Consider the following 21331-nt stretch of genomic DNA (forward strand, 5'->3'; position numbering starts at 1 on the left):
ATCCGTAGGCAGCGGCCAAGCCCTATCACGCATCCTGGCAAGGAGTTCTAATGAGCGTCCAATTTTTAGGCATGATCGGCCACCGCCTGTCTTCGGAAATCATCCCCCCGGCAGGCCCGATATTCGACAGCGACTATATTGTCCGCTTTGCGCAAGTTCATGAGGCTGCCGGCTTTGATCGGCTGCTGGTCGGCCACTGGTCCGATCAACCCGACGGTTTTTTGGTCACCGCGCTTGCCGGGCTGTCGACGCAGAACATCAAATTCTTACTGGCGCACCGGCCGGGGTTCGTTGCCCCTACCCTGGCGGCGCGCAAATTCGCCACTCTGGAGCATCTGCTGAACGGTCGTCTGGCGGTGCATATCATCAGCGGCGGCAATGACGCAGAGCAGCGCCGCGACGGCGACTATCTCGATCACGATCAACGCTATGCCCGCACCGATGCGTTTTTAGACATCGTGCGTCAGGCCTGGACCCAGGATCGGCCATTCGATGCCCACAATGATTTCTACCGGGTCGAGCAGGCCTTTTCCGCCATCAAACCGCTCCAGACGCCGCATATCCCCATCTTTTTCGGCGGCTCGTCAGACGCGGCCATCGCCGTCGCCGGCAAACACGCCAATGTCTTTGCCCTGTGGGGCGAATCGCTGGCGCAAACCCAGGAAACCATCCAGCGCGTGCGGGCTGAAGCGGCCAAACACCAGCGCCAGCTCGACTTCAGCGTCTCCTTCCGGCCCATCATTGCCGCCACAGAAAAACAGGCCTGGGAAAAAGCGGAAGAAATCCTGCACGTCGCCACAGAACATGTCGCGCAGCGCGGCGTCGGGGCGAAAAACAAGCCCAACAGCGTGGGCGCGCAACGCCTGTTGGCCACCGCAGCGCAGGGCAACGTGGTGGATAAACGCCTGTGGACCGGCATCGCCAAACTGTACGGCGGCGGGCACAACTCAACCGCGCTGGTGGGCACCCCGGAGCAGGTCGCCGACGCCCTGCTCGATTACTACGATCTGGGGGTGAATAATTTCCTGATTCGCGGTTTCGACCCGCTTAACGATGCCGAGGAATACGGTAAAGAGCTGCTGCCGATCGCCCGCGCCAAAATCGCCCAGCGCGACGCCAGACAAAGCGCCTGACGACAAGGGGATTCCGCATGCCATCGCTCCGCTCTACGCCGTCGCTTGGGCAGCAGCACATTCACCCGCCGCTTGAACAAATCCGCGCGCAGCTGGCGCAGCAGGCCGCCGAGCTCGACCGCAGCGGCGCGTTCCCGCACGCCAATCTGGCCTGGCTGCACCAGCATGGCCTGCTGGGGCTAGCCTGCGCGCCAGATTACGGCGGTGCGGGCGCCAGCCTTGCCGTCCTGCAGCAGGTGGTCAGCGCCATCGCGCAGGGCGAACCCTCAACCGCGCTCATCGTCTGCATGCAGTATCTGCATCACCTGCGCCTGGCTGCCGATACCGACTGGCCAGAGCCGCTGCGCAGCGCCGTCAGTCACAGCGCGGTGCGGCACGGCGCGCTGCTCAACAGCCTGCGGGTAGAGCCGGAACTCGGCTCCCCGACGCGCGGCGGCCTGCCCCACACCGTGGCGACGCGCACGCCGACGGGCTGGCGGCTCAACGGCCATAAGCTTTATACCACCGGCATTGAGGGGCTGAGCTGGCTGGCGGTCTGGGCGCGCAGCGATGACGCTACCCCGTTGGTCGGCACCTGGCTGGTGCCGCGCAGCAGCGCGGGCATCACCCTTACCCCCAGCTGGAACCACCTGGGAATGCGCGCCACCGGCAGCCATGAAGTGGTGCTGCAAAACGTTGAGGTGCCGCTCAGCCATGCGGTGAGCGTTTACCCGGCCGGTCAGCCGCCGGCGCCCAATACGGCGCGGATCCAGACCGCCGCCAACGCCCATACGGCCCTGCTGGCGGCCATTTATGACGGCATTGCCCAGACGGCGCGTCGCTGGCTGCTCGGCTGGTTGCAGCAGCGCGTGCCGGCCAGCCTCGGCGTCCCTTTGGCCACGCTGCCCCGCGTGCAGGAAAACGTCGGGCAGATCGATGAAATGCTGTTGGTCAACCAAAGCCTGCTGCGTCAGGCGGCCGCGCAGGCCTTCACCACCGAACAGGCCAATCTGGCGAAAATCACCATCACCGAAAACGCCGTCAATGCGGTGGGCAAAGCGCTGGCGCTGACCGGTAACCACGGCCTGACGCGCCACAACCCGCTGGAGCGTCACTACCGCAACGTGCTGTGCGGCCGGGTACATACTCCGCAGAACGACAGCGCATGGGTTAACGCCGGCAAAGCGGCCTTGACCGGCGTCGCGCAGGGCACTGACTTTACACCGAAGGATAAGGATCACTATGTGGCGTCTTAAACACACTCTGGGTGCTGTACTGCTGCTCGCACTGACCGGCCAGGCGCTGGCCGCCGAGACGCGGGTTACCTTGCGTATCGCCGATCAAAAAGGCGGTATGCGTTCACAACTGGAGGCGGCCAACGCGCTCAGCAACCTCCCTTACGCGATCAAATGGGCCGAATTCCCTGCCGCCGCCCCGCTTGCCGAAGCGCTCAACGCCGGCGCGGTTGATGCCGGCATCATTGGCGATGCGCCGTTGCTGTTTGCCCTTGCGCAAGGCGCACCGGTGAAAGCCGTTGCGGTCGATAAAAGCAATCCGGCGGGCACGGCGGTTCTGGTCGGGGAGAACTCGCCGCTAAAAAGCGGCCGGGATCTGAAAGGCAAACGCATCGCCACCGGTAAAGGCTCCATCGGCCACTTTGTCGCGCTGAAGGCGCTGCAGCAGGCCGGCCTGACCACCGCGGACGTCCAACTGGTCTTTTTAGGCCCCGTGGATGCCAAGATCGCCCTGCTCAGCGGCTCGGTCGACGCCTGGGCCACCTGGGAACCCTACACGACCCAGTTGGTGAAAACCGGGCAAGGGCATGTGCTGGTCAGCGGCGCCGGCCTGCTGCCGGGCAACACCTTCCTGGCGGCCACCGATGCCGCACTCGGCGACAGCGCCAAACGCCAGGCTCTGCAGGATTACCTCAATCGTCTGGCCAAGGCGGAGCGCTGGGCCTACGCCAATCTCGACAGCTACGGCGAAACGCTGGGGAAAATCATCAGGTTCCCGCCCGATATTGCGCGCGAACAGTTCGCCAGCCGCCGGCTACGCTGGCAACGGATTGATGAACAAACCGTTCACCAACAGCAAGCCACCGCCGACTTTTATCTGGCTAACGGGCTGATTCGGCAGCCGCTTGACGTTACCCGCACCTTTGACCGGGGGTTCAGCATACCGCCGTTGACGCAACAACCGCAGGGAGACCAGCCATGAAACACACTGCCCGGTATTCACGCCGTCGCTTCCTCAGTCTGAGCAGCGGCCTGCTGGCGGCGCCGTTGTTAGCCGGCATCTCGCCCAGACTATTCGCCCACGATATGTCGGCCATGCCGCAGGCGGAGGGCCATGCGCTGCGCCTGCCCGCGCCGTATAAGCTGAAGCTGGCCATTAACCAGAGCGCGGTGTGCATCGCGCCCGTCACGGTGGCGGAGCAGCAACACTTTTTCAGCAAATATAATTTGGACGTTGAGTTCGTCAATTTCGGCAGCTCGACCGACCTGCTCCTGGAAGCGATCGCCACCGGCAAGGCCGATGCGGGCATCGGTATGGCCCTGCGCTGGCTGAAGGCGCTGGAACAGGGTTTTGATGTGAAACTCACCGCCGGCACCCACGGCGGCTGCCTGAATTTACTGACCAGCAAAGACAGCCCGTTTACCCGTCTGGACACGCTGAAGGGCCAAACGATCGGCGTGACCGACATGGCCGGCCCCGACAAGAACTTCTTTGCCATCCTGCTCAAACGCCACGGCGTCGATCCCATCGCCGACGTGCAGTGGAAAGTCTACCCGGCGGATTTACTGAGCGTTGCGCTGGATAAACAGGAGATCGCCGCCATCAGCGGCAGCGAGCCATTCAGCTACCGCTTGCTGGACAGCGGTAAGTACCGGCTGCTGGCCAGCAATATGAGCGGCGAATACGCCAACCTCAGCTGCTGCGTGGTCGGCGTCAGCGGATCCCTGGCGCGCGATCGCCAGCCCGTGGCGGCGGCGTTGACGCAGGCGCTGCTGGATGCCCACAGCTACGCGGCAGAACACCCCGAAAGCGTGGCCGATGCGTTTATGGCCCACGCGCTGAACACCAATGTCAAAGAAGTGGCCGGCATTCTCCACGGCCAGGCGCACGGTCATCACGCGGTCGGGCCGGCCTTTGTCAACGAACTGACGCAATACGTCAGCGATTTACAGCGGGTGCAGGTGATTAAGCCCAGTACCGATCCCCACCAGTTTGCCGAGAGTATTTATGCCAACGTATTTGCTTGACCGGGCCGAGAAACGCGAAAAAAGCGCCGCGCGGCCGCTCTGGCTCACCGGCCTGCTGGCGGCGGCATGCTGGCTGGCCGCCGGGTTTATCACCACCTTCTGGCCTGACCACGGCCGCTCGTGGCCGTACAGCCAGGCCTGGAGCGGGCTGCAGTTGGCGCTGGGCGTCACGCTGCTGGTTCTGGCGCTCAGCTACCGGCGCTGGCATCGGCGCGGGCGCGGCCTGCTGCGCGCCGGGCAATGGCTGATCGCTCTGCCGCTGTTGTTCAGCCTGTGGGAGCTGCTCACGGCGAAAACCGGCGCGCTGCCGCTGCCGTTTTTCGCCCCGCCGCAGGCATTGATTGAGGTGTACCTCACCGACTGGCCGCGGCTGCTCAACAGCCTGTACCACTCGCTGTCGTTATTACTGCTGGGGGTGATGATTGGCACCCTGGCCGGCTTTATCAGCGGCATGGCTATCGGCTGGTCGCAGCGCATCGGCTACTGGGTGCATCCGATCCTGCGCCTGCTGGGGCCGGTGCCTTCGACCGCCCTGCTGCCGCTGTGCCTGTTTATCTTCCCCAGCAGCTTTGGCGCCAGCGTGTTTTTAATCGCACTGGCAACCTGGTTTCCGGTAACCGTTCTCACCTGGTCCGGCGTCGCCAATATCGATAAGGCCTATTACGACGTGGCGCGCACCCTGGGCGCCAGCCAACGCTTTTTGATTTTCCACGTGGCGATTCCCGCCGCCCTGCCTAACGTTTTTGTCGGGGTGTTTATGGGGCTGGGAGCCTCGTTCTCGGTGCTGATCGTCGCGGAAATGGTCGGGGTCAAGGCCGGTATCGGCTTTTACTTACAGTGGGCGCAGGGCTGGGCCGCCTACCCGAATATGTATGCCGCGCTGATCGTGATGGCCTTTCTGTGTTCGGGGCTGATTAGCCTGCTGTTTTTCGTACGCAACCGTCTGCTCAGCTGGCAACAAGGAGTGATGAAATGGTAGCTCAGGCCGCCCAGGCGCAGATAACCAGCGCGGGCATCACGATAGACGTGCAGAACGTCAGCCACAACTTCGCCCTGGATAACCGGGACATCGCCGTGCTGGACAACATCAGCCTTAGCATTGCCGCCGGCGAGAGCGTCTCTTTGCTGGGGCCATCCGGCTGCGGGAAATCCACCCTCCTGCGCCTGCTGGCCGGGCTGGAGGCGCGGCAAAGCGGCCGCCTGCTGGCCGACGCTCAACCTATTGACGCCCCCAGCCCCGAGCGAATTCTGGTTTTTCAGGATCCCACGCTTTACCCATGGCGGACGGTACGGCAGAACGTGCTGCTCGGGCCGCAGGCGCAAAGGCTCGGCGGTCAGGAGCACAAGGCCGACAGGCTGATTAGCCGTATCGGCCTGGGTGAGTTCGCCCATGCCTATCCCCGGCAGCTGTCCGGCGGCATGGCGCAGCGCGCCGCGCTGGCACGCGCCCTGCTCAACGAACCGCGCCTGCTGTTGCTGGATGAACCCCTGGGAAAACTGGACTCGCTGACCCGTATCGGTATGCAGCGCGAACTGATTAACCTTTGGCAAAGCCGGGGCTATACCAGCCTGCTGGTGACGCACGATGTTGAAGAGGCGCTGCTGCTGAGCGATCGGGTGATCGTCCTGTCGCCGCGTCCGAGCCGGATCCTGGCGCAGTTTACGGTGCCGCTGGCTTATCCGCGCCACCGTGACGATCCGCTACTGATCCAGCACCGGCAAGACATCCTGAAAATACTGGGCCAGGGAATCGACTGGTGATCGCGGCCAACGCTTATCAACCTACCGTTAATTAATGGGAGCTATGTATGTCTTTGGTGTCTACTCCAACCGCCAGAAATGATGAAGTCACACAGGGCATCAGCCAGGAAGAGTGGCAGATACGCCTTAAACTGGCCGCCGCTTACCAGCTGGCGGCGCTGTATAACTGGACCGATCATATTTACACGCATTTCTCGGCGCGCGTGCCGGGTGCGCAAGAACATTTCCTGATCAACGCCTACGGACTGCTATTCAGTGAAATCACCGCCTCCAACCTGGTGAAAATCGATCTGGACGGCAACATTATTTCCGATCCCTCCGGGCTGGGCATCAATCAGGCGGGTTTTGTCATCCACAGCGCCATACACCGCGCGCGTCCCGATCTGCAGGCCGTGCTGCACACCCACACCAAAGACGGCGCCGCGGTATCGGCGCAGAAGGACGGGCTGCTGCCGCTCTCACAGCATGCGCTGGCCTATTATTCGCGTATTACCTATCACGAATACGAAGGCGTCGCGCTCGATCTGGATGAACAGCAGCGGTTGGTCAACGATCTGGGCCACAGCAACGTGATGATTTTACGCAACCACGGTCTGTTAGCCGGCGGCGTCACTATTGAGCACGCGTTCCGCGAGCTGCACGGCCTGGAGCGCGCCTGCAACATTCAGGTGGCGGCGCTCGCCGGCGGGCGGGACAACGTGCGCTACGCACCTCCCGCCGCGGTCGAAAAGGTCAAGGAGCAGTCGGCCCGTTTTCGCAGCGGCAGCGACGAAATAACGCAAAAACACTGGGCAGCGGCAATCCGCCAGCTGGAAGCCGGCGGCCTGACCCGCTATCGCCAATAATCCGGCGGCATGGAGCGCACGAGGGCCGCCGGCAGTGCATACCCGGCGGCCCCTCCCCCGTCCTTGAGAATACGCACGCCATTACCACGCCCAGCGTCCACCGCGCTGCAACGCGTTTCAGGCCAGCATGCCGCAATAAATACCACTAATAGCAATAGATAATTGCTGCGTACGGAATAATCTTTGCGCCATCTCGCATTATCATGCCCGTGTTAACGCATACGTCCGCTCGTCAAGAGCCCCCTTGTTCGGTATTCCGATGGCGAACCTGTTACGGCAAAAGGCCGGCTCTGGTTGCTGCCGCATGCGTTTCCTTTTCATCACGGCTTTTAATACAACAAAATGGGCAATCTGGAGGATAACCTAATGATCAAAACCGAAGCCTGGCTGTGGAAAAATCACGCCTCTCCCCTTCTGCTTGAGCGCCAGGAAAAAGAGCTGCCGGAACCCGGGGACAACCAGGTGCTGATTGAAAACCGGGCCATTGGCCTTAATCCCGTGGACTGGAAACTCATGGCCGGCTTATCCGCTGCCTGGCGGCCCGATCAGGTTCCCGGCGTAGACGGTATGGGGGTCATCAGCGCCGTTGGCCGCAACGTCACCCATCTGCGTCCGGGCAGCCGGGTGATGTACCACACCGATCTGCGTTTTGACGGCAGTTTTGCCCGCCATACCCTGGTCAGCGCCGATGCCCCGATCGCCGTCCCTGATCTTATCAGCGATGCCAGCGCGGCGGCATTGCCGTGCCCGGGACTGACGGCCTGGCAGGCGGCGCACAAGGTTCCTAATCTCGCCGGTGAGCACGTTCTGGTCAGCGGCGCCGGCGGTGCTGCCGGCGGGCTGCTGACCCAGTTGCTGATTCAGGCGGGCGCCCATGTCTACGTCACGGCCAGCGCCATTCACCACGATCGGCTGCGCGCCCGCGGCGTGATTCATGCATTTGATTACCGCAACGCGTCGTGGCAACAGGCGCTGAAAGAGGTACTGGGCGGCAAGCCGCTCTACGCCGCTTTCGACACCGTGAATCAGCAAAGCGCCCTGTCTCTGGCCGGTTTGCTCGGCTATTACGGGCATCTGGTATGTATTCAGGATCGGATCGAAACGTCCCCGCTGCCGGCGTTTACCACCAGCATCTCACTGCATGAAGTCGCTCTGGCGGCGATTCACCCCTACGGTACCCCGGCCCAATGGGGCAAGCTGCGTCAAGGCGGGGAGATGATGCTCCAACAGATGGGACGCGGCGAACTGACCCTGCCTCCCATCCAGCACATTGCGTTTAATGATATTCCGCGTAGCCTCGAGGCGCTGAAACAGAATAATGACGGCATAAAATATGTCGCCATCCTGTAACTCGCGCTAAAAGAAATGACCGCCGGGCGTCATTGAAGGTAATGTTACCGCCTCGGCAACGGCGAACTTCCGCCGCACGGTGATTGGCCGGTGACCAGACAGTCAGCCGACGCGCACGGCATCAGTATGTATAAAGCCGGCCACCTGCTCCTAGATATGCAGCAAAAAGGTCACCGGCCCGGGGTAATAAAAGGCCGTATTTACCAGTGATTTATCAGCGCAGCGCCGATATCGGCGATCTGCTTATTGCGCTCGTCCATCGTTGCCTTGGTTCCCGTCAGGTAAATCACGACGATACGCGACGGTTTACCATCAGGCCCCAGCGCCGCCACGATGCCACGCGAACCACGCTCACCCGCACCGGTTTTGTCAGCAATAAACCACCCTGCCGGCAACACCGAACGCAAAAGCGGTCCGGCGACGTTATCCATTTCCATCCAGCGCATTAATTGCCGACGTGACTCAGCGCTCAGGGCATCGCCCGTTAACAAATTATGCAGCGTCCGCGCCATGGACTCAGGCGTGGTGGTATCACGCTCGTCACCCGGCAACGCTTCATTCAGCGCCGTTTCCCAACGGTCGAGACGGCTCACCGAGTCACCCGTTTTCCGCAAAAATGCGGTCAGCCCCGACGGCCCGCCGAGCGTAGAGATCAACAGGTTTGCCGCCGTGTTATCGCTCATGGTGATCGCGGCATGGCATAATTCCCCCACGTTCATCCCCTCTGCGAGATGTTTCTCCGTTACCGGCGAGTACTCAACCAGGTCGTTCTGACGGTAGCGGATACGGCGATCAAGCTGTTCCTGCCCGGCATCAACCCGCGCTAACACCGCGCCGCACAGAATAACTTTAAAGGTGCTCATCATGGGGAAGCGTTCATCAGAGCGATAGCTATCCATCATTTTTCCGCTGACGAGATCCAACTCGGCATAGCCGACTCGGCCGTGGAGCCGGCTTTCAGCATCTTTAATGGTATCCAGCGTCGCCGGGTGGGCAAAAACCGGCAGTGAAAATGCGGCAAGCACGGGGATAAGGCAAAGACGAAAATGTTTCATCTGGATATTCATTCCTTGATTTACTGGGTGACGTTATTAGGGAGATCAAACCCGCAGCGGCGTTTTTTCAGGCCTGACTGAGCATGAAAATAGCACCAGCCGGCAACTATGTCCCGCACGTTACCGCCGATTTTTCATCGGCGGTACTCCGCCTCTCCCGCCTATGAACTCCGTCACAAAATAGCAACCTAACAATTACCTTGCTAAACAATAAACATCGACGCGGATAGTTTTAACTCTTTGTTAACATGGCTCATTTCCTTCCCCCGCTGCCGATTGATGTGTCCGGCACATCAATCCATGTATAAATTGCACTTATTTAGTTACCGCCCTTCCGGCAGTCTCCAGAGCCAGGCGCAGCTAAAAGCGTCACTCACAGACTGGAGACAACCATGCACTCATCGACCTCACCCATGACAACCCGGGGGCGCGCCGGTGCGATACTGCGCGTCACGTCGGGCAACTTTCTTGAGCAGTTTGATTTTTTCCTGTTCGGATTTTATGCCACCTATATCGCCCATACCTTCTTCCCGGCCAGCAGTGAATTCGCTTCACTGATGATGACCTTCGCCGTCTTCGGCGCCGGCTTTCTGATGCGCCCCATCGGCGCGGTGGTGCTGGGCGCCTACATCGATAAGGTCGGCCGCCGCAAGGGGCTGATCGTTACGCTGTCGATCATGGCCGCCGGCACCTTCCTGATCGTGCTGATCCCCTCTTATCACAGCATCGGGCTGTGGGCGCCGCTGCTGGTGCTGATCGGCCGTCTGCTGCAGGGCTTCTCCGCCGGCGCAGAGCTGGGCGGCGTCTCGGTATATCTGGCGGAAATCGCCACCCCGGGCCGTAAAGGCTTCTACACCAGCTGGCAGTCCGGCAGCCAGCAGGTCGCCATTATGGTGGCGGCGGCCATCGGCTTTGCCCTGAACGCGGCGCTGGAAGAGAGCGCGATTCGCGAATGGGGCTGGCGTATGCCGTTCCTGCTGGGCTGCGCCATCGTGCCGTTTATCTTTGTGCTACGCCGTAAGCTGGAGGAAACCGAGGAATTCAGCGCCCGCCGCAACCATCTGGCGATGCGACAGGTTTTCCGCACGCTGTTAGCCAACTGGCAGGTGGTTATCGCCGGTATGCTAATGGTGGCGATGACCACCACGGCGTTTTATCTGATTACCGTCTATGCGCCGACCTTCGGCAAAAAAGTGCTGATGCTGAGCGCCTCCGACAGCCTGCTGGTAACGCTGCTGGTCGCCATTTCCAACTTCATCTGGCTGCCGGTGGGCGGCGCGCTGTCGGACCGCTTCGGCCGTAAACCGGTGCTGGTGGCAATGACGCTGCTGGCGCTGGCCACCGCCTATCCGGCGCTGGCCCTGCTGGCCGCCACCCCGACCTTCTCCATGATGCTGAGCGTCCTGCTGTGGCTGTCGTTTATTTACGGCCTGTACAACGGCGCCATGATCCCGGCGCTGACGGAAATTATGCCGACGGAAGTGCGGGTTGCCGGCTTCTCTCTGGCTTACAGCCTGGCGACGGCGGTATTCGGCGGCTTTACGCCGGTGATTTCCACCGCGCTGATTGAGTTCACCGGGGATAAGGCCTCACCGGGCTATTGGATGAGCTTTGCCGCGGTGTGCGCGCTGCTGGCGACGCTGTACCTGTACCGCCGCCGCAGCTTGACCCTGCAAACCTCTCATTAACCCCGGAGTCAGAGATTACGCATGCATAAAATTTATCCTTCCCTGCTTGCCGCGCTGGTGCTCTCCTCACTCAGCACCGCCGCGGCGGCCAAAGACGTTACCGTGATGATTTCCGGCGGTTTTAAAGCCGCGCTGGAAAAACTGGCGCCGCAGTTTGAAGCCCAGAGCGGCGACAAGATCATTCTGGTGTCCGGCCCCTCGATGGGCCAATCCGCCCAGGCGATCCCTAACCGGCTGGCGCGCGGTGAAAAAACCGACGTGGTGATCATGGTGGGCGACGCGCTGAAAAACCTGGAAAAAGGCAGCTGGCTGCAGCCTGGCTCCCGCGTGGAGCTGGCCGACTCGCCGATTGGCGTGGTGGTCAAACAGGGACAGCCGAAGCCGGATATCAGCAGCCGCGACGCGCTGCGCGCCACCCTGCTGCAGGCCGGTTCCGTGGCCTACTCCGACAGCGCCAGCGGCCGCTACGTCAGCAGCCAGCTGTTTAAAACGCTGGGGATTGAAGCGCAGATGAAAGATAAGGCGCATAAGGTGGAGCGCGTCCCGGTGGCGGGCGAAGTGGCGGGCGGTAAATATGCGCTCGGTTTTCAGCAGGTCAGCGAGCTGCTGCCGGTGCCCGGCGTGACCTTTATCGGCGAACTGCCGGACAGCGTGCAGTACATCACCCGCTTTGCCGGTGCGGTAACCGCCCATGCAGAGCACCGTCAGGAAGGTAAAGCGCTGCTGGACTTCCTCGCTTCGCCAGCGGCGCAGCAGACCGTTGCCGCGACCGGGCTTAAATCGGTTCCGGCGACGCAGACCGCTCAGCGGCGTGATACCGTTCAGTAATCAGCTGTTCCAGCTCCGCGGCGACGTAAGACTGGATGCGTCCGCTGCGCTTAAGCAGGCCGACCGTGCGTGTGACCGCCGGCTCGGTCAGCGGCAGCGCCCTCAGAACGGAGTGCTCTGAGGGCGGCATCGACATGGCGGGCACGGCGGCAATGCCGATGCCCGCTTCCACCATCCCCAGCAGGGTGGTCACATGCCGGGTTTCACACAGGCTGGGGCGCGCGGGGATAATCTCCCCCAGCGCCTGATCGAGCAGGTTGCGGTTGCCGGAGACTTTATCCAGCCCCACATACTCCTGCTGATAAAACTCGCGCCAGGTCAGGCTGTTGCGCGCCGCCAGCGGGCTGTCGCGCCGGCAGGCGGCCACGTAGGCATCTTCCACCAGCGGTAAGAACTCCGTATTCGGCAGCGGATGGCCGGAAAAGCAGATGCCGAAATCGGCCTGGCCGTTCATCACCGCCTCAATCACGTTGCCGACGCTGCTGTCGATAAGCTTTACCCGCACGCGCGGGTACCTCGCCTGAAAGCGCCGGATCACCTCAGGCATAAAGTAATAGGCCGCCGAGGGCACCGTCGCCACCGTCACCAGCCCCGTCCGCTCCTGGCTGACCTGGCTGACGTCGGCCATCACCTCTTCAAAATTCGCCAGCAGCCGATCGGAACGTTCGGCAAACGTCTGCCCGTACAGCGTCAGAGTCACGCGCCGGGTAGTGCGGTCAAACAGCCGGGCGCCCAGCGCCGCTTCCAGCTTTTCTATGCGGCGACTCAGCGCCGACTGGGACAGGCAGATAGACTCGGCGGCGCTGCGGAAACTGCCGTATTCGACCAGCGCGCGAAACGCGTACAGACCGTTCAGATCAACATTCACAGGCATAGCGGCAAGCAATCCTTATCACGGTGGGATGGCGGGGAGACAAAATAATAGCGCCTGATCGGGCGGCGGCGAAAGGGTTATTGACCAACGGCTCCGATGCCGGCGGCGCAAATAAAAAAGGCCGCCCATATCGGCAGCCTCGGCAAGGTCAGCGTTAAAACCAGCGGTATTATGCTTCGCTGGAGTCCTGTTGATTAAACTCCGTCGGCTGCACAGCGGCCTGCCCGATGCGGGTCTGCGTTTTATCGGCGTCCCTCTCCTGCATGGTCTCATCGCCAATGCTCACAGTGAAACGAAAGCCTGACAGCGGGTAGGTTGAATCAATAGCGTCTGAAGGTTCGGACATCATTATTTATCACCCAGGCAAATGGCCTATAGCGCATTGATTGCCACCGGAACCCGCTCATCAGGCCCGGCGGCAATCTGCGACATCAGATCTCTTCTACCTTGATATCGGTAATGCTGAAGTCGTTACCGTCACCGCTCGCCTTATGGCTGAAGATTTCCAGTAAGTTTTCGCCCTGTGCGGCGGTAAACTCCCCGCTCAGGGTCAACCACTCGCCTTTGTTACGTAATGCCGTCACCGGGGTAATATCACCACCGGCAACGCGCAGCGACAGCTCCGGGATCACTTTATAATCATTATCCCGGCGCGCCCGGACGCTGAAACGATAGCGCTTGCCAGGCTGCAGTTCAGTATATTTTTTATACAGCAGCACGCCGTTATGCGTCTGCCCTTTAACGTTGGTGGTCGGGAAGCGAATCAGGCTTTTGCCATCTTCGGTATAAAACTCATGCTCAGGCGTCGCCGGGCCGAACTGCCAGTTATTTAACTTATTGCCTGAAAAATCCGTGGATTCTGTAAATGGCGGCGCGGCTGGTGCGGGCTGTGGCGCCGGAGGCGACGGCGGCGTTTCAACCGGCGCGGCGTGGTCGTGACACTTGCAGCCGGTATTGCCCGCGCTGCCCGCGTTGCCCGCCTTACCGGGGCCGCAGGCATCCACCAACCCTTTCAGCACATCCGCCAGCGTATTTACCGCTTTGACGATCTCCGGCAATTGCTCACACAGGTTGCCGCCGTTGCCTGCCGGTTGCTTATCTTTCGCCGGCTCCTTGCCTTCCAGCTTGTCGGCTTCGTCTTGTTTATCCTCAATGCTCTCTTGCTGCGGCACTTTACTGGCGCAGATGGTGTCTTTCAGCACCTGGGTAAAATCAGCGATACCCTTGGTGTAGATATAGTGCTCACCGCCGGTGCGCAGCGCCAGGCGTTTGTATTCCTTGATATTAGCCTCTTCATCGGCCGGCGTCGGGTAAGGTGTGGTGACGTGCGGGGTGCCCAGATAAGAATGCACTTTAGTGCCGTTGGCCAGCGCGGTGGCGATAGCGTCATCGCAGGCTTTGATACGCGCCGCATCCAGCACCATTTCCCCGCCTTCCAGGCTTTCATCACCCAGCACAAAGATATTTTTTTCCGCACCGGCACGCCAGTCGAAATGGCTGCTGATGTCTTCAACCGCGCGGGCTACGTCTTCCTGCGCCCCGGCATTCGCCACGCTGTCGCGTAAACGCCCTTTTAACGCGCTGCCTGCAGCCTTGGCCGTAGTGGTAAGGTAATTACGCACCGTTTTGTCAAACTTGGTGCCGGCAAAGGTGCCCTCAATCCCCAAAAACTCGACCCGCAAGTCAGAAGGGCACGATTTTTTCGCCTCTTCGACGGCGTTGCCCAGCGCCGCGCTCAGGGCTTTTGCTTCATCGGCCATTGAGCCGCTGGTATCAATAACAATGACTAAATCGACTTTTTTCTGTTCTGCCGTACTCATGGGTTAACACTCCGCAAAATTGCATTAGCCACACTGATTGATTAGGTCAAAAAGCATATACACAGCTAATGGAAAAAGTCGTCGGATGAGTAAATCAGCGCGCATAAAACCCATAGAGAAAACGATGCAAACGAATGAAAATAATGAAATAAATTAAAATACTGAGGTTTTTCTTAAATGAAAAGCGAAAAAAACAATCAGTTTTGTTTATAAAAAGATGCCGAAAATACATTGATTAGCACAATCAGTGTGACATGGATAACTGTTGTTGTTGATGGCACAGTCTGCCTGGCTATGCAGCGATCGTGGCCGGCGAAGCGGCAGGACAACGTGCCATACACCATCCATCGTACCGGCGTAATAACGGTGCATCCGCAAGGGACAAGTAGCGCGGGATTTTTCATGATGCAGAGAACGATGATTAACTGGCCCAAGCAGCGACGGCGCCAAGATGGACGTGGCCGGTCTGGGAAAAGAAAAGCGCGTGAGCAGGACGCTCACGCCAATGGATGATTCAAACTTACTTTATTGGAATAACAGGACTGTAATATGCTCCGCGCCCTTTTATCGGTGCTTCCCTGGTATTACGTTAGCCGGCTATCGACGGATAACCCTTGATATCTTTATCTTGCATAACAATGTAGTTTTCCTTACCCGTAAAAGCAACATATGAATACAAAAATGATGCCCCACAAAACAATAAAAAAACAAAACAGTTATTTATCAAATGGATAGAATAAAACGACAGGCGGAGCAATATTGTAGCCACGTCCAAAACCCGCATGACAAAACAGATTTATTTATGATTAACAGGCCTTTTCCCCTGCGGCACAGCCCGCCAGCGGTGATAACCGCGTATACAGCACGTGAAAAACCACGAGCTTTTCTTAATATTGGGTTCAGCAGCTATTTAGCCGGAGCCAGCGACGGGAAACGTCATCCCGTGCCGGCCATCAGTCTGTATCAGGGAAGGCATCGCCTGTCGGCATGGAGAACAAGGCCAAACGTCGTCTCACTCGGTATGAAGAATATATTTTCGGTAAAGGAAACGCGCGTAATAGGCCGGGAAGACGTTTAACACCGCGTAAACCGATTTAATCATCATCTGTATGATGGCCATTTTCACGATCACGCTGGTCTCCATCTTGCCGTAAAAGGCCAGCAGGCAGAAAACAAAGCTGTCGATAATGGACGCCGCAAAGGTGCTCAGGAAGATGCGCAGATACAGGTGGCGGGCGTTGGTCATGGCCTTCACCTTGCAGAGTATCCATGAGTTGGATAGCTCAGAGGTAATAAATGCCATCGTCGAGGCAAACAGCACGACGTACAGCTGCATCATAAAGTCATTATACGCCTCATTTAGTCCCCAGCCCGGGATAACCGGTAGCTTGGTGGATAAGTATAACAACAGCGTAATCACCACGTTTGACGCCACCGAGTACAAAATGGCCCGCTTGGCCAGGCGGAAGCCATAAAACTCATTGAGCAGGTCAATGACCAGAAAGGTAAAGGGATAAATAAACGTGCCCGGCGTCACCACAATATCGAAATAGCTGATATACACCGGCTTGATCGCCGCCAGATTGCTGAACTGATAGAAGATGGCCAATGCCAGCACAAAAACGGCATAGGTGCTCCAGGAGCGGTCGTTGCGATCTTGTACCTGGTATTCGGTTTTAGGCGCCAGCCCGTCCATATAGATATGGCGATATAACGCTTTTATTTCATGCGCAGATAAGCTGTGCGATATCTCACTGCGCTCCAGATCGTTGGCATGAATATTCAAGACCTTCCCTGAAGACCGGATAAGGATCCTTGCCATATGAGTATTGGGTTCAAACCCCATCAATTTATATTCAGCTTCAGTTTCCATAACGTTCTTCAAGAATATCTCCTAATACGGTGATGTCAGCCGCAATGTCGTCCACGCAGGCCGGCGCATCGGTAAAAAAACCCGCACCGCGCTTAAAAAGAAGCTTCAGGTTAGTGCTTTTATAAACACCTTTACGAATAATCAGCGTATCGCCGCAGCGATAGCGTTCAGGCGGATTGCTATCCACCAATACGGCCAGCAAGTTAGGCCCGTGGCCATAATAGTAGGTCAGCGGCCAGGAGAGCGTTAACTCCCCGACGGAACGCCCGGTGCGCACCTGCTCGATCAGCGACGTCAGGGGAATAACGGGCAGCGCCGCCGCATTCATATTGCCGTGAACGGAAATACTGGCATCGATTTTTTCCGCCGTCGCGATATCGACATGCTGTAGCTCATACATGGTGACGCCGAAAAAATCGGATATTTTACGCAGCGTCTGTTTCTGTACGCTGGTGACGCGGCCGTCCAATATCTTAAACAGGGTTGTGCGGTTAAGCCCGGTACTTTCACTAATGGAAACTTGCGTTTCACCTTTACTACGGAGCAAATGCTCCAGATTTGCACGCAATAAACGGCTTTTTTCCGCACCAAACATAATATTTCAATAAATCCGACGGCTAACAATGATTAAGCAGAATAGTCGGAAACTATAGCACCCGCAATTTTAGTACTCAGAAATCCTTAGTAAAAACCGCTACATCATCCTATTTCAGCACTTCAGGCAGGCCTGTCTCTTCCCCGCCGATAATTAAAAACCGGCCTGAAAGGCCGGTCACGCTCCCCGCTGAGGGGCAATGTTCTGACAACGTCTAAATAACGCCGGGGATCTTCTGCAGCCCCTTAAGCCCGCCGGGCATTTTCTTTTTCGCCAGCGCCATCACCTCCGGCGGCGCCACGCGCGGGTGGCCGGCGCGGAACGGCGGATCGGGATCGTATTCAATAATCAGCTGGGCAAACTCGGCGTTCAGCCGGCCGCGCAGTTTCGCCGCCACCCGCAGCGCGAAATCAATGCCTGACGTCACGCCGCCCCCACTCATAAAGCGGCCGTTGTCATCTTCCACAAAGCGCGCCGGATCCGGAATGGCGCCATAGTCGGCCAGATCGTTAACAAACGCCCAGTGGCAGGCGCTTCTCTTACCTTTGAGCACGCCGGCGGCGGCCAGCACCAGCGAGCCGGTGCAAACCGAAGTGATGTGTTGCGCCCCCGCGGCCAGGCGTTTTATCTGCGCCAGATACTCCGGTTTGGTCGGCTCGCTCAGATCCGGTCCGCCCGGCACCAACAGCAGATCCGCCCTGTCGATATCCGCCAGCCGCTCGGTCTCGCCGTACACTACGCCAAACTCCAGCGTAACCGGGCCGCCGTTCAGGCTGGCGTAGCGCACGTTGGTGTTCGGCAGGCGGTGGAATACTTCGCTCGGGCCGGCAAAGTCGAGCAGCGTGCCGCCCTGGTAAACCGCCATAACGATATTCAGCGGCTGGTCCGGCGCCATACTGCCCGCCTCGTTGCCTCCTGCCTGACGGTCGGCCGGCGTCTGCGCGGCGGCCGGCAGGCTGAGCAGCGCTCCACTCCCCAGAACCGCCCCCAGCGACGCCAGACTGCCCAGCCTCAGCACATCGCGGCGGGTGTGGCCCGTAGCGGGCTGCTGCTCATCTGATACCTTGCTTTCACTCTGCTTCGTCATCTCGGCGACCTCCGGTGTTCGTCAACGTAAAATCTAGCTCTGCCGCTGATTATGGAAGCAGACGCCGGTGGCGCAAAGGACGTAGTTCCCTTAAAATACGCCACCATGCATAACATTGGATTCTTTGTTTTTCCGGGGCACCAGATCCTCGATCTGGCAGGGCCGCTCGCCGTGTTTGATATGGTGAGAAAGGTCGCCGGCCAACCGTTCTACACGCTTGACGTGCTGTCCCACTGCGGCGGCATGGTGCCAAGCGACGCCGGCGTGCCGGTTGGCAGCCAGCCTGTCAGTCAGGCGACGCCGGATACGCTGATCGTTGTCGGCGGCGACATCGCGTCGATGACGGCGCCCGAACAGGTCAGCGCCGTGGCGGCCGTAGCCGCCATCACGCCGCGCATCGCCAGTATCTGCACCGGTGCGTTTTTACTGGCCGAAACCGGGCTGCTCAACGGCCGGCGCGCCACCACCCACTGGCGTCTGGCGCACCGGCTGCAGCAAACCTACCCCGCCATTCAGGTCGATATGGATCGTATCTTTATTGCCGACGGACCGATCTGGAGCTCCGCCGGGGTAACGGCGGGCATCGACCTGGCGCTGGCGCTGCTGGAGGCCGATCGCGGCGTGGAGCTGGCGCGTGAGGTGGCGCGCGAGCTGGTCGTCTACCACCGTCGGCCGGGCGGCCAGTCGCAGTTCTCCTCCCTGTCGCGCATGGAGCCGGCCTCCGATCGGATCCGCATCGCCCTCACCTTCGCCCGCGACCATCTGCACGAGCCGCTGCCGGTTGAACGCCTGGCCGAGGCGGCGCATCTGAGCGTCCGTCAGTTCGGCAGAATGTTCCAGAAGGAAACCGGCGAAACGCCGGCCAAGGCGGTCGAACGCCTGCGCGTTGAAGCGGCCCGCCTGCGGATTCAGGAAGGCAGCGAACCCATTGAGCACATCGCGCAGGCCGTCGGCTTCAGCGATCCGGAAAGAATGCGCCGCGCGTTCGTCAGGCTGTTCGGACTACCGCCGCAGGCCATCCGCCGCGCCCATCAGCATCGCTAAATACACGCCCCGCCAACCCGCCCAACCCCCACCTAACACGCTGTTATTGAATAATTTTAAATAAAAATTCATTTTTTCTGTAAGAAATCCGCGCCCGCTGCGACTAACTCCTCAGAAGCCACTTTGCTTCTGCCAACACAACGATCCGTTTTACAACCATGAGGAAGAAATAATGAACAAGCCAACTACAACCGCACTGCTGGCGCTGGCGTTAGGCAGCGTGCTGGCCACCGCAAGCACCGTAGCCGTGGCGGCCGAAGGCAGCAATATGGAGAAATGCTACGGCGTATCGCTGAAGGGCAAAAATGACTGTAAAGCGGGCGCCGGCACCACCTGCGCCGGTACGGCCAAAACCGACTACCAGGGCAATGCCTGGAAGCTGGTGCCCACCGGCAGCTGCGTAAAAATGAAATCGCCGACCTCGTCGACCGGTTTTGGTCAGTTGGAAGCGTTTAAAGAGATGTAAGCAGGCTCTCGCCGCCCATCAACAGGAGCAATAGCGATGACAATTTATACCCCGCCTGCCGTCAAGCGTGATGCGCCTGGTCATAGCATGATGGGCGGTCTTCCGCCGCGGGCCGGCGTCGGTCTGAAGCCGGAGCACTTCGGCCAGATCCTGCAGACGCGCCCCGACGTCGGCTTTTTTGAAATCCACGCGGAGAATTATCTGGTAGACGGCGGTCCCTTTCATCAGGCCCTCGGCGCCATCCGTCAGGCCTACCCGCTGTCCATTCACGGCGTGGGGATGTCGATCGGCGCTGAAGCGCCGCTCGATCGCCACCACCTGCAACGCGTCGCCGCGCTGGTGGAACGCTATCAGCCGCAGATGTTCTCCGAACATCTGGCCTGGTCGACGCATGACGGTTTTTTTCTCAACGATCTGCTGCCGCTGCCCTATACCGAGGCCACGCTGACGCGGGTCTGCGCGCATATCGATCAGGTGCAGAATGCGCTGCGGCGGCCGATTTTACTGGAAAACCCGGCCACCTACGTTGAATTTGCCGCCTCCACTCTGAGTGAAACCGCCTTTATCAGCGAGATGGTAAAACGCAGCGGCTGCGGCCTGCTGCTGGACGTCAACAACCTTTACGTCAGCGGCGTCAACCACCACCGCGACCCGCTGGCCATGCTGCACGAGCTGCCGCTGCACCAGGTGGGCGAAATTCACCTGGCGGGCCATACGGAAAATCAGGACGCCGCCGGCGACCGCCTGCTGATTGACTCCCACGACGGCCGCGTCGCCGCGCCGGTCTGGCAGCTGTATCGCGCTGCGCTGGCGGCGGTCGGCAACGTGGCGACCCTGATCGAATGGGACAGCAATCTGCCGCCGCTGGCGGTGCTGCTGGATGAGGCGCGTCAGGCGGAGGCATTGATGACACCGGAGGTGAAGGATGCAACGCGCACTGTATCAGGCGCTGCTTGACGGCGACGTCGCCGCGCCGGCGGGGTTAACCACCTGGAACGGCAGCGATCCGTCCTACCGCTTTGCCGTTTACCGCAACAACGTGATGGCCTCGCTGATTAACGCGCTGGCGGAAAACTGCCCGGTGCTGGTGCAGCAGCTCGGCGACGACTTCTTCCGCGCCATGGCGGCCGAGTTTATCCGCCAGCATCCGCCGACGTCGCCGGTGCTGGCCGGTTACGGCGCGCGGCTGCCCGCCTGGCTGGCCGACTTTCCGCCGCTGGCGGAGTGGCCGTGGCTGGCGGATCTGACGCAGCTTGAACTCTTGTGCATCGAAGCGTTGCACGCAGCGGATGGGAAGCCGGCGCGCGGCGCGGAACCAACGCTGTCCGCCGACAGCACGCTGCGGCTGCATCCTTCGCTGCGCCTGTTCAGTTCGCCGTTTGCCGTGTTCAGCCTGTGGGCGGCGCATCAGCAGGATCCCGCGCCGACGGAGTTGGATCCCTGGCGCCCCGAACAGGTTTTACTGTTTCGCTATCAGGATGACGTGCGTCTGATCGCCATCGATGCGGCAGAACTGCGCTTTATTCGCGCGCTGCAGGCAGAACGGCCCCTGACGCACGCGCTGGCGGCGGCGCTGGCGCAAGATGCGCAGTTTGACGCCCGCCCGGCCTTACGGCGCTTACACCATTACGGCCTGATCCTCTGCGTATCCGGCCGGCAGGAGAAATAAC

Annotated in this window: 21 protein-coding genes; 14 read left to right on the plus strand and 7 right to left on the minus strand. The window is 59.9% G+C overall.

All coding sequences use genetic code 11. The features are described from left to right. Positions 1 to 50: 50 nt before the first annotated feature. The 8 genes from I6G83_RS03050 (at position 51) to I6G83_RS03085 (ending at position 8331) form a co-directional block, all read left to right on the plus strand. Positions 51 to 1133 (plus strand): LLM class flavin-dependent oxidoreductase, encoded by a 1083-nt coding sequence (locus tag I6G83_RS03050; protein ID WP_054305849.1) that lies wholly within the window; start codon positions 51 to 53, stop codon positions 1131 to 1133. A gap of 17 nt (positions 1134 to 1150) precedes the next feature. Continuing rightward, on the plus strand, positions 1151 to 2368 hold the full coding sequence (locus I6G83_RS03055; RefSeq protein ID WP_054305848.1) for an acyl-CoA dehydrogenase family protein: 1218 nt from the start codon (positions 1151 to 1153) through the stop codon (positions 2366 to 2368). Continuing rightward, the gene (locus I6G83_RS03060; protein WP_054305847.1) at positions 2355 to 3329 is read left to right on the plus strand and encodes an ABC transporter substrate-binding protein; all 975 of its coding nucleotides are present in this window, start codon (positions 2355 to 2357) and stop codon (positions 3327 to 3329) included. The genes I6G83_RS03055 and I6G83_RS03060 overlap by 14 nt, the downstream gene beginning before the upstream one ends. Further along, a complete protein-coding gene (locus I6G83_RS03065; protein ID WP_054305846.1) occupies positions 3326 to 4375 on the plus strand; it encodes an ABC transporter substrate-binding protein in 1050 nt (349 codons plus the stop codon). The genes I6G83_RS03060 and I6G83_RS03065 overlap by 4 nt, the downstream gene beginning before the upstream one ends. Continuing rightward, the gene (locus tag I6G83_RS03070; RefSeq protein ID WP_054305845.1) at positions 4356 to 5354 is read left to right on the plus strand and encodes an ABC transporter permease; all 999 of its coding nucleotides are present in this window, start codon (positions 4356 to 4358) and stop codon (positions 5352 to 5354) included. Before I6G83_RS03065 ends, I6G83_RS03070 begins: the two co-directional genes overlap by 20 nt. After that, positions 5348 to 6136: an ABC transporter ATP-binding protein gene (locus I6G83_RS03075; RefSeq protein ID WP_054305844.1), complete on the plus strand. Its 789-nt coding sequence runs from the start codon at positions 5348 to 5350 to the stop codon at positions 6134 to 6136. Before I6G83_RS03070 ends, I6G83_RS03075 begins: the two co-directional genes overlap by 7 nt. 47 nt (positions 6137 to 6183) lie before the next feature. Further along, entirely contained in the window at positions 6184 to 6981 is a 798-nt protein-coding gene (locus tag I6G83_RS03080) for a class II aldolase/adducin family protein (protein ID WP_054305843.1), read from the plus strand. Between the two features lie 366 nt (positions 6982 to 7347). Beyond that, the gene (locus I6G83_RS03085) at positions 7348 to 8331 is read left to right on the plus strand and encodes a zinc-binding dehydrogenase (protein WP_054305866.1); all 984 of its coding nucleotides are present in this window, start codon (positions 7348 to 7350) and stop codon (positions 8329 to 8331) included. A gap of 200 nt (positions 8332 to 8531) precedes the next feature. Here the strand turns inward: I6G83_RS03085 and I6G83_RS03090 are convergent, their stop codons facing one another. Continuing rightward, complete coding sequence (locus I6G83_RS03090) at positions 8532 to 9386, minus strand: broad-spectrum class A beta-lactamase RUB-1 (RefSeq protein WP_072186106.1); 855 nt, start codon at positions 9384 to 9386, stop codon at positions 8532 to 8534. Between the two features lie 392 nt (positions 9387 to 9778). Here I6G83_RS03090 and tcuC point away from each other — a divergent pair, with 392 nt between their 5' ends. Together tcuC and I6G83_RS03100 are read left to right on the plus strand one after the other, a co-directional pair. Further along, positions 9779 to 11074, plus strand: a complete 1296-nt coding sequence (gene tcuC / locus I6G83_RS03095; RefSeq protein ID WP_054305842.1) for an MFS transporter — start codon at positions 9779 to 9781, stop codon at positions 11072 to 11074. Positions 11075 to 11095: 21 nt separating this feature from the next. Further along, complete coding sequence (locus I6G83_RS03100; RefSeq protein ID WP_054305841.1) at positions 11096 to 11902, plus strand: substrate-binding domain-containing protein; 807 nt, start codon at positions 11096 to 11098, stop codon at positions 11900 to 11902. On the opposite strand, the gene I6G83_RS03105 is transcribed toward I6G83_RS03100, so the two are convergent. The 6 genes from I6G83_RS03105 to I6G83_RS03130 form a co-directional block, all read right to left on the minus strand. Then, positions 11850 to 12776: a LysR family transcriptional regulator gene (locus I6G83_RS03105; protein ID WP_054305840.1), complete on the minus strand. Its 927-nt coding sequence runs from the start codon at positions 12774 to 12776 to the stop codon at positions 11850 to 11852. The two genes, I6G83_RS03100 and I6G83_RS03105, sit on opposite strands and share 53 nt — an antisense overlap. Before the next feature lie 169 nt (positions 12777 to 12945). Beyond that, positions 12946 to 13125: a hypothetical protein gene (locus I6G83_RS03110; protein WP_054305839.1), complete on the minus strand. Its 180-nt coding sequence runs from the start codon at positions 13123 to 13125 to the stop codon at positions 12946 to 12948. Between the two features lie 82 nt (positions 13126 to 13207). Further along, on the minus strand, positions 13208 to 14596 hold the full coding sequence (locus I6G83_RS03115; RefSeq protein WP_054305838.1) for a carbohydrate binding domain-containing protein: 1389 nt from the start codon (positions 14594 to 14596) through the stop codon (positions 13208 to 13210). A gap of 1012 nt (positions 14597 to 15608) precedes the next feature. Beyond that, the gene (locus tag I6G83_RS03120; protein WP_225365718.1) at positions 15609 to 16382 is read right to left on the minus strand and encodes a queuosine precursor transporter; all 774 of its coding nucleotides are present in this window, start codon (positions 16380 to 16382) and stop codon (positions 15609 to 15611) included. Between the two features lie 76 nt (positions 16383 to 16458). Continuing rightward, complete coding sequence (locus I6G83_RS03125) at positions 16459 to 17064, minus strand: helix-turn-helix domain-containing protein (RefSeq protein ID WP_062779245.1); 606 nt, start codon at positions 17062 to 17064, stop codon at positions 16459 to 16461. Positions 17065 to 17278: 214 nt separating this feature from the next. After that, the gene (locus I6G83_RS03130; RefSeq protein WP_054305835.1) at positions 17279 to 18151 is read right to left on the minus strand and encodes a DJ-1/PfpI family protein; all 873 of its coding nucleotides are present in this window, start codon (positions 18149 to 18151) and stop codon (positions 17279 to 17281) included. A 105-nt stretch (positions 18152 to 18256) separates the two neighbouring features. Here I6G83_RS03130 and I6G83_RS03135 point away from each other — a divergent pair, with 105 nt between their 5' ends. The 4 genes from I6G83_RS03135 (at position 18257) to I6G83_RS03150 (ending at position 21330) form a co-directional block, all read left to right on the plus strand. After that, the gene (locus I6G83_RS03135; RefSeq protein ID WP_054305834.1) at positions 18257 to 19195 is read left to right on the plus strand and encodes a GlxA family transcriptional regulator; all 939 of its coding nucleotides are present in this window, start codon (positions 18257 to 18259) and stop codon (positions 19193 to 19195) included. A gap of 172 nt (positions 19196 to 19367) precedes the next feature. Next, complete coding sequence (locus I6G83_RS03140) at positions 19368 to 19661, plus strand: BufA1 family periplasmic bufferin-type metallophore (protein WP_054305833.1); 294 nt, start codon at positions 19368 to 19370, stop codon at positions 19659 to 19661. A gap of 36 nt (positions 19662 to 19697) precedes the next feature. Next, positions 19698 to 20618 (plus strand): MNIO family bufferin maturase, encoded by a 921-nt coding sequence (bufB, locus tag I6G83_RS03145; protein ID WP_054305832.1) that lies wholly within the window; start codon positions 19698 to 19700, stop codon positions 20616 to 20618. Further along, positions 20587 to 21330 (plus strand): HvfC/BufC N-terminal domain-containing protein, encoded by a 744-nt coding sequence (locus I6G83_RS03150; protein ID WP_054305831.1) that lies wholly within the window; start codon positions 20587 to 20589, stop codon positions 21328 to 21330. The genes bufB and I6G83_RS03150 overlap by 32 nt, the downstream gene beginning before the upstream one ends. The last annotated feature ends 1 nt before the right edge of the window (position 21331 follow it).

The organism is Serratia rubidaea, assembly GCF_016026735.1.
GTDB classification, from domain to species: domain Bacteria; phylum Pseudomonadota; class Gammaproteobacteria; order Enterobacterales; family Enterobacteriaceae; genus Serratia_B; species Serratia_B rubidaea.

Excerpts from the sequence above, each read along its gene's own strand:
- tcuC (WP_054305842.1), top strand. The coding sequence starts at position 9,779 with ATGCACTCATCGACCTCACCCATGACAACCCGGGGGCGCGCCGGTGCG.
- I6G83_RS03105 (WP_054305840.1), bottom strand. The coding sequence starts at position 12,776 with ATGCCTGTGAATGTTGATCTGAACGGTCTGTACGCGTTTCGCGCGCTG.
- I6G83_RS03060 (WP_054305847.1), top strand. The coding sequence starts at position 2,355 with ATGTGGCGTCTTAAACACACTCTGGGTGCTGTACTGCTGCTCGCACTG.
- I6G83_RS03110 (WP_054305839.1), bottom strand. The coding sequence starts at position 13,125 with ATGATGTCCGAACCTTCAGACGCTATTGATTCAACCTACCCGCTGTCA.
- I6G83_RS03125 (WP_062779245.1), bottom strand. The coding sequence starts at position 17,064 with ATGTTTGGTGCGGAAAAAAGCCGTTTATTGCGTGCAAATCTGGAGCAT.
- I6G83_RS03150 (WP_054305831.1), top strand. The coding sequence starts at position 20,587 with ATGCAACGCGCACTGTATCAGGCGCTGCTTGACGGCGACGTCGCCGCG.
- I6G83_RS03090 (WP_072186106.1), bottom strand. The coding sequence starts at position 9,386 with ATGAAACATTTTCGTCTTTGCCTTATCCCCGTGCTTGCCGCATTTTCA.
- I6G83_RS03140 (WP_054305833.1), top strand. The coding sequence starts at position 19,368 with ATGAACAAGCCAACTACAACCGCACTGCTGGCGCTGGCGTTAGGCAGC.
- I6G83_RS03050 (WP_054305849.1), top strand. The coding sequence starts at position 51 with ATGAGCGTCCAATTTTTAGGCATGATCGGCCACCGCCTGTCTTCGGAA.
- I6G83_RS03135 (WP_054305834.1), top strand. The coding sequence starts at position 18,257 with ATGCATAACATTGGATTCTTTGTTTTTCCGGGGCACCAGATCCTCGAT.
- bufB (WP_054305832.1), top strand. The coding sequence starts at position 19,698 with ATGACAATTTATACCCCGCCTGCCGTCAAGCGTGATGCGCCTGGTCAT.
- I6G83_RS03100 (WP_054305841.1), top strand. The coding sequence starts at position 11,096 with ATGCATAAAATTTATCCTTCCCTGCTTGCCGCGCTGGTGCTCTCCTCA.
- I6G83_RS03070 (WP_054305845.1), top strand. The coding sequence starts at position 4,356 with ATGCCAACGTATTTGCTTGACCGGGCCGAGAAACGCGAAAAAAGCGCC.
- I6G83_RS03055 (WP_054305848.1), top strand. The coding sequence starts at position 1,151 with ATGCCATCGCTCCGCTCTACGCCGTCGCTTGGGCAGCAGCACATTCAC.
- I6G83_RS03085 (WP_054305866.1), top strand. The coding sequence starts at position 7,348 with ATGATCAAAACCGAAGCCTGGCTGTGGAAAAATCACGCCTCTCCCCTT.
- I6G83_RS03075 (WP_054305844.1), top strand. The coding sequence starts at position 5,348 with ATGGTAGCTCAGGCCGCCCAGGCGCAGATAACCAGCGCGGGCATCACG.
- I6G83_RS03065 (WP_054305846.1), top strand. The coding sequence starts at position 3,326 with ATGAAACACACTGCCCGGTATTCACGCCGTCGCTTCCTCAGTCTGAGC.
- I6G83_RS03080 (WP_054305843.1), top strand. The coding sequence starts at position 6,184 with ATGTCTTTGGTGTCTACTCCAACCGCCAGAAATGATGAAGTCACACAG.
- I6G83_RS03130 (WP_054305835.1), bottom strand. The coding sequence starts at position 18,151 with ATGACGAAGCAGAGTGAAAGCAAGGTATCAGATGAGCAGCAGCCCGCT.
- I6G83_RS03115 (WP_054305838.1), bottom strand. The coding sequence starts at position 14,596 with ATGAGTACGGCAGAACAGAAAAAAGTCGATTTAGTCATTGTTATTGAT.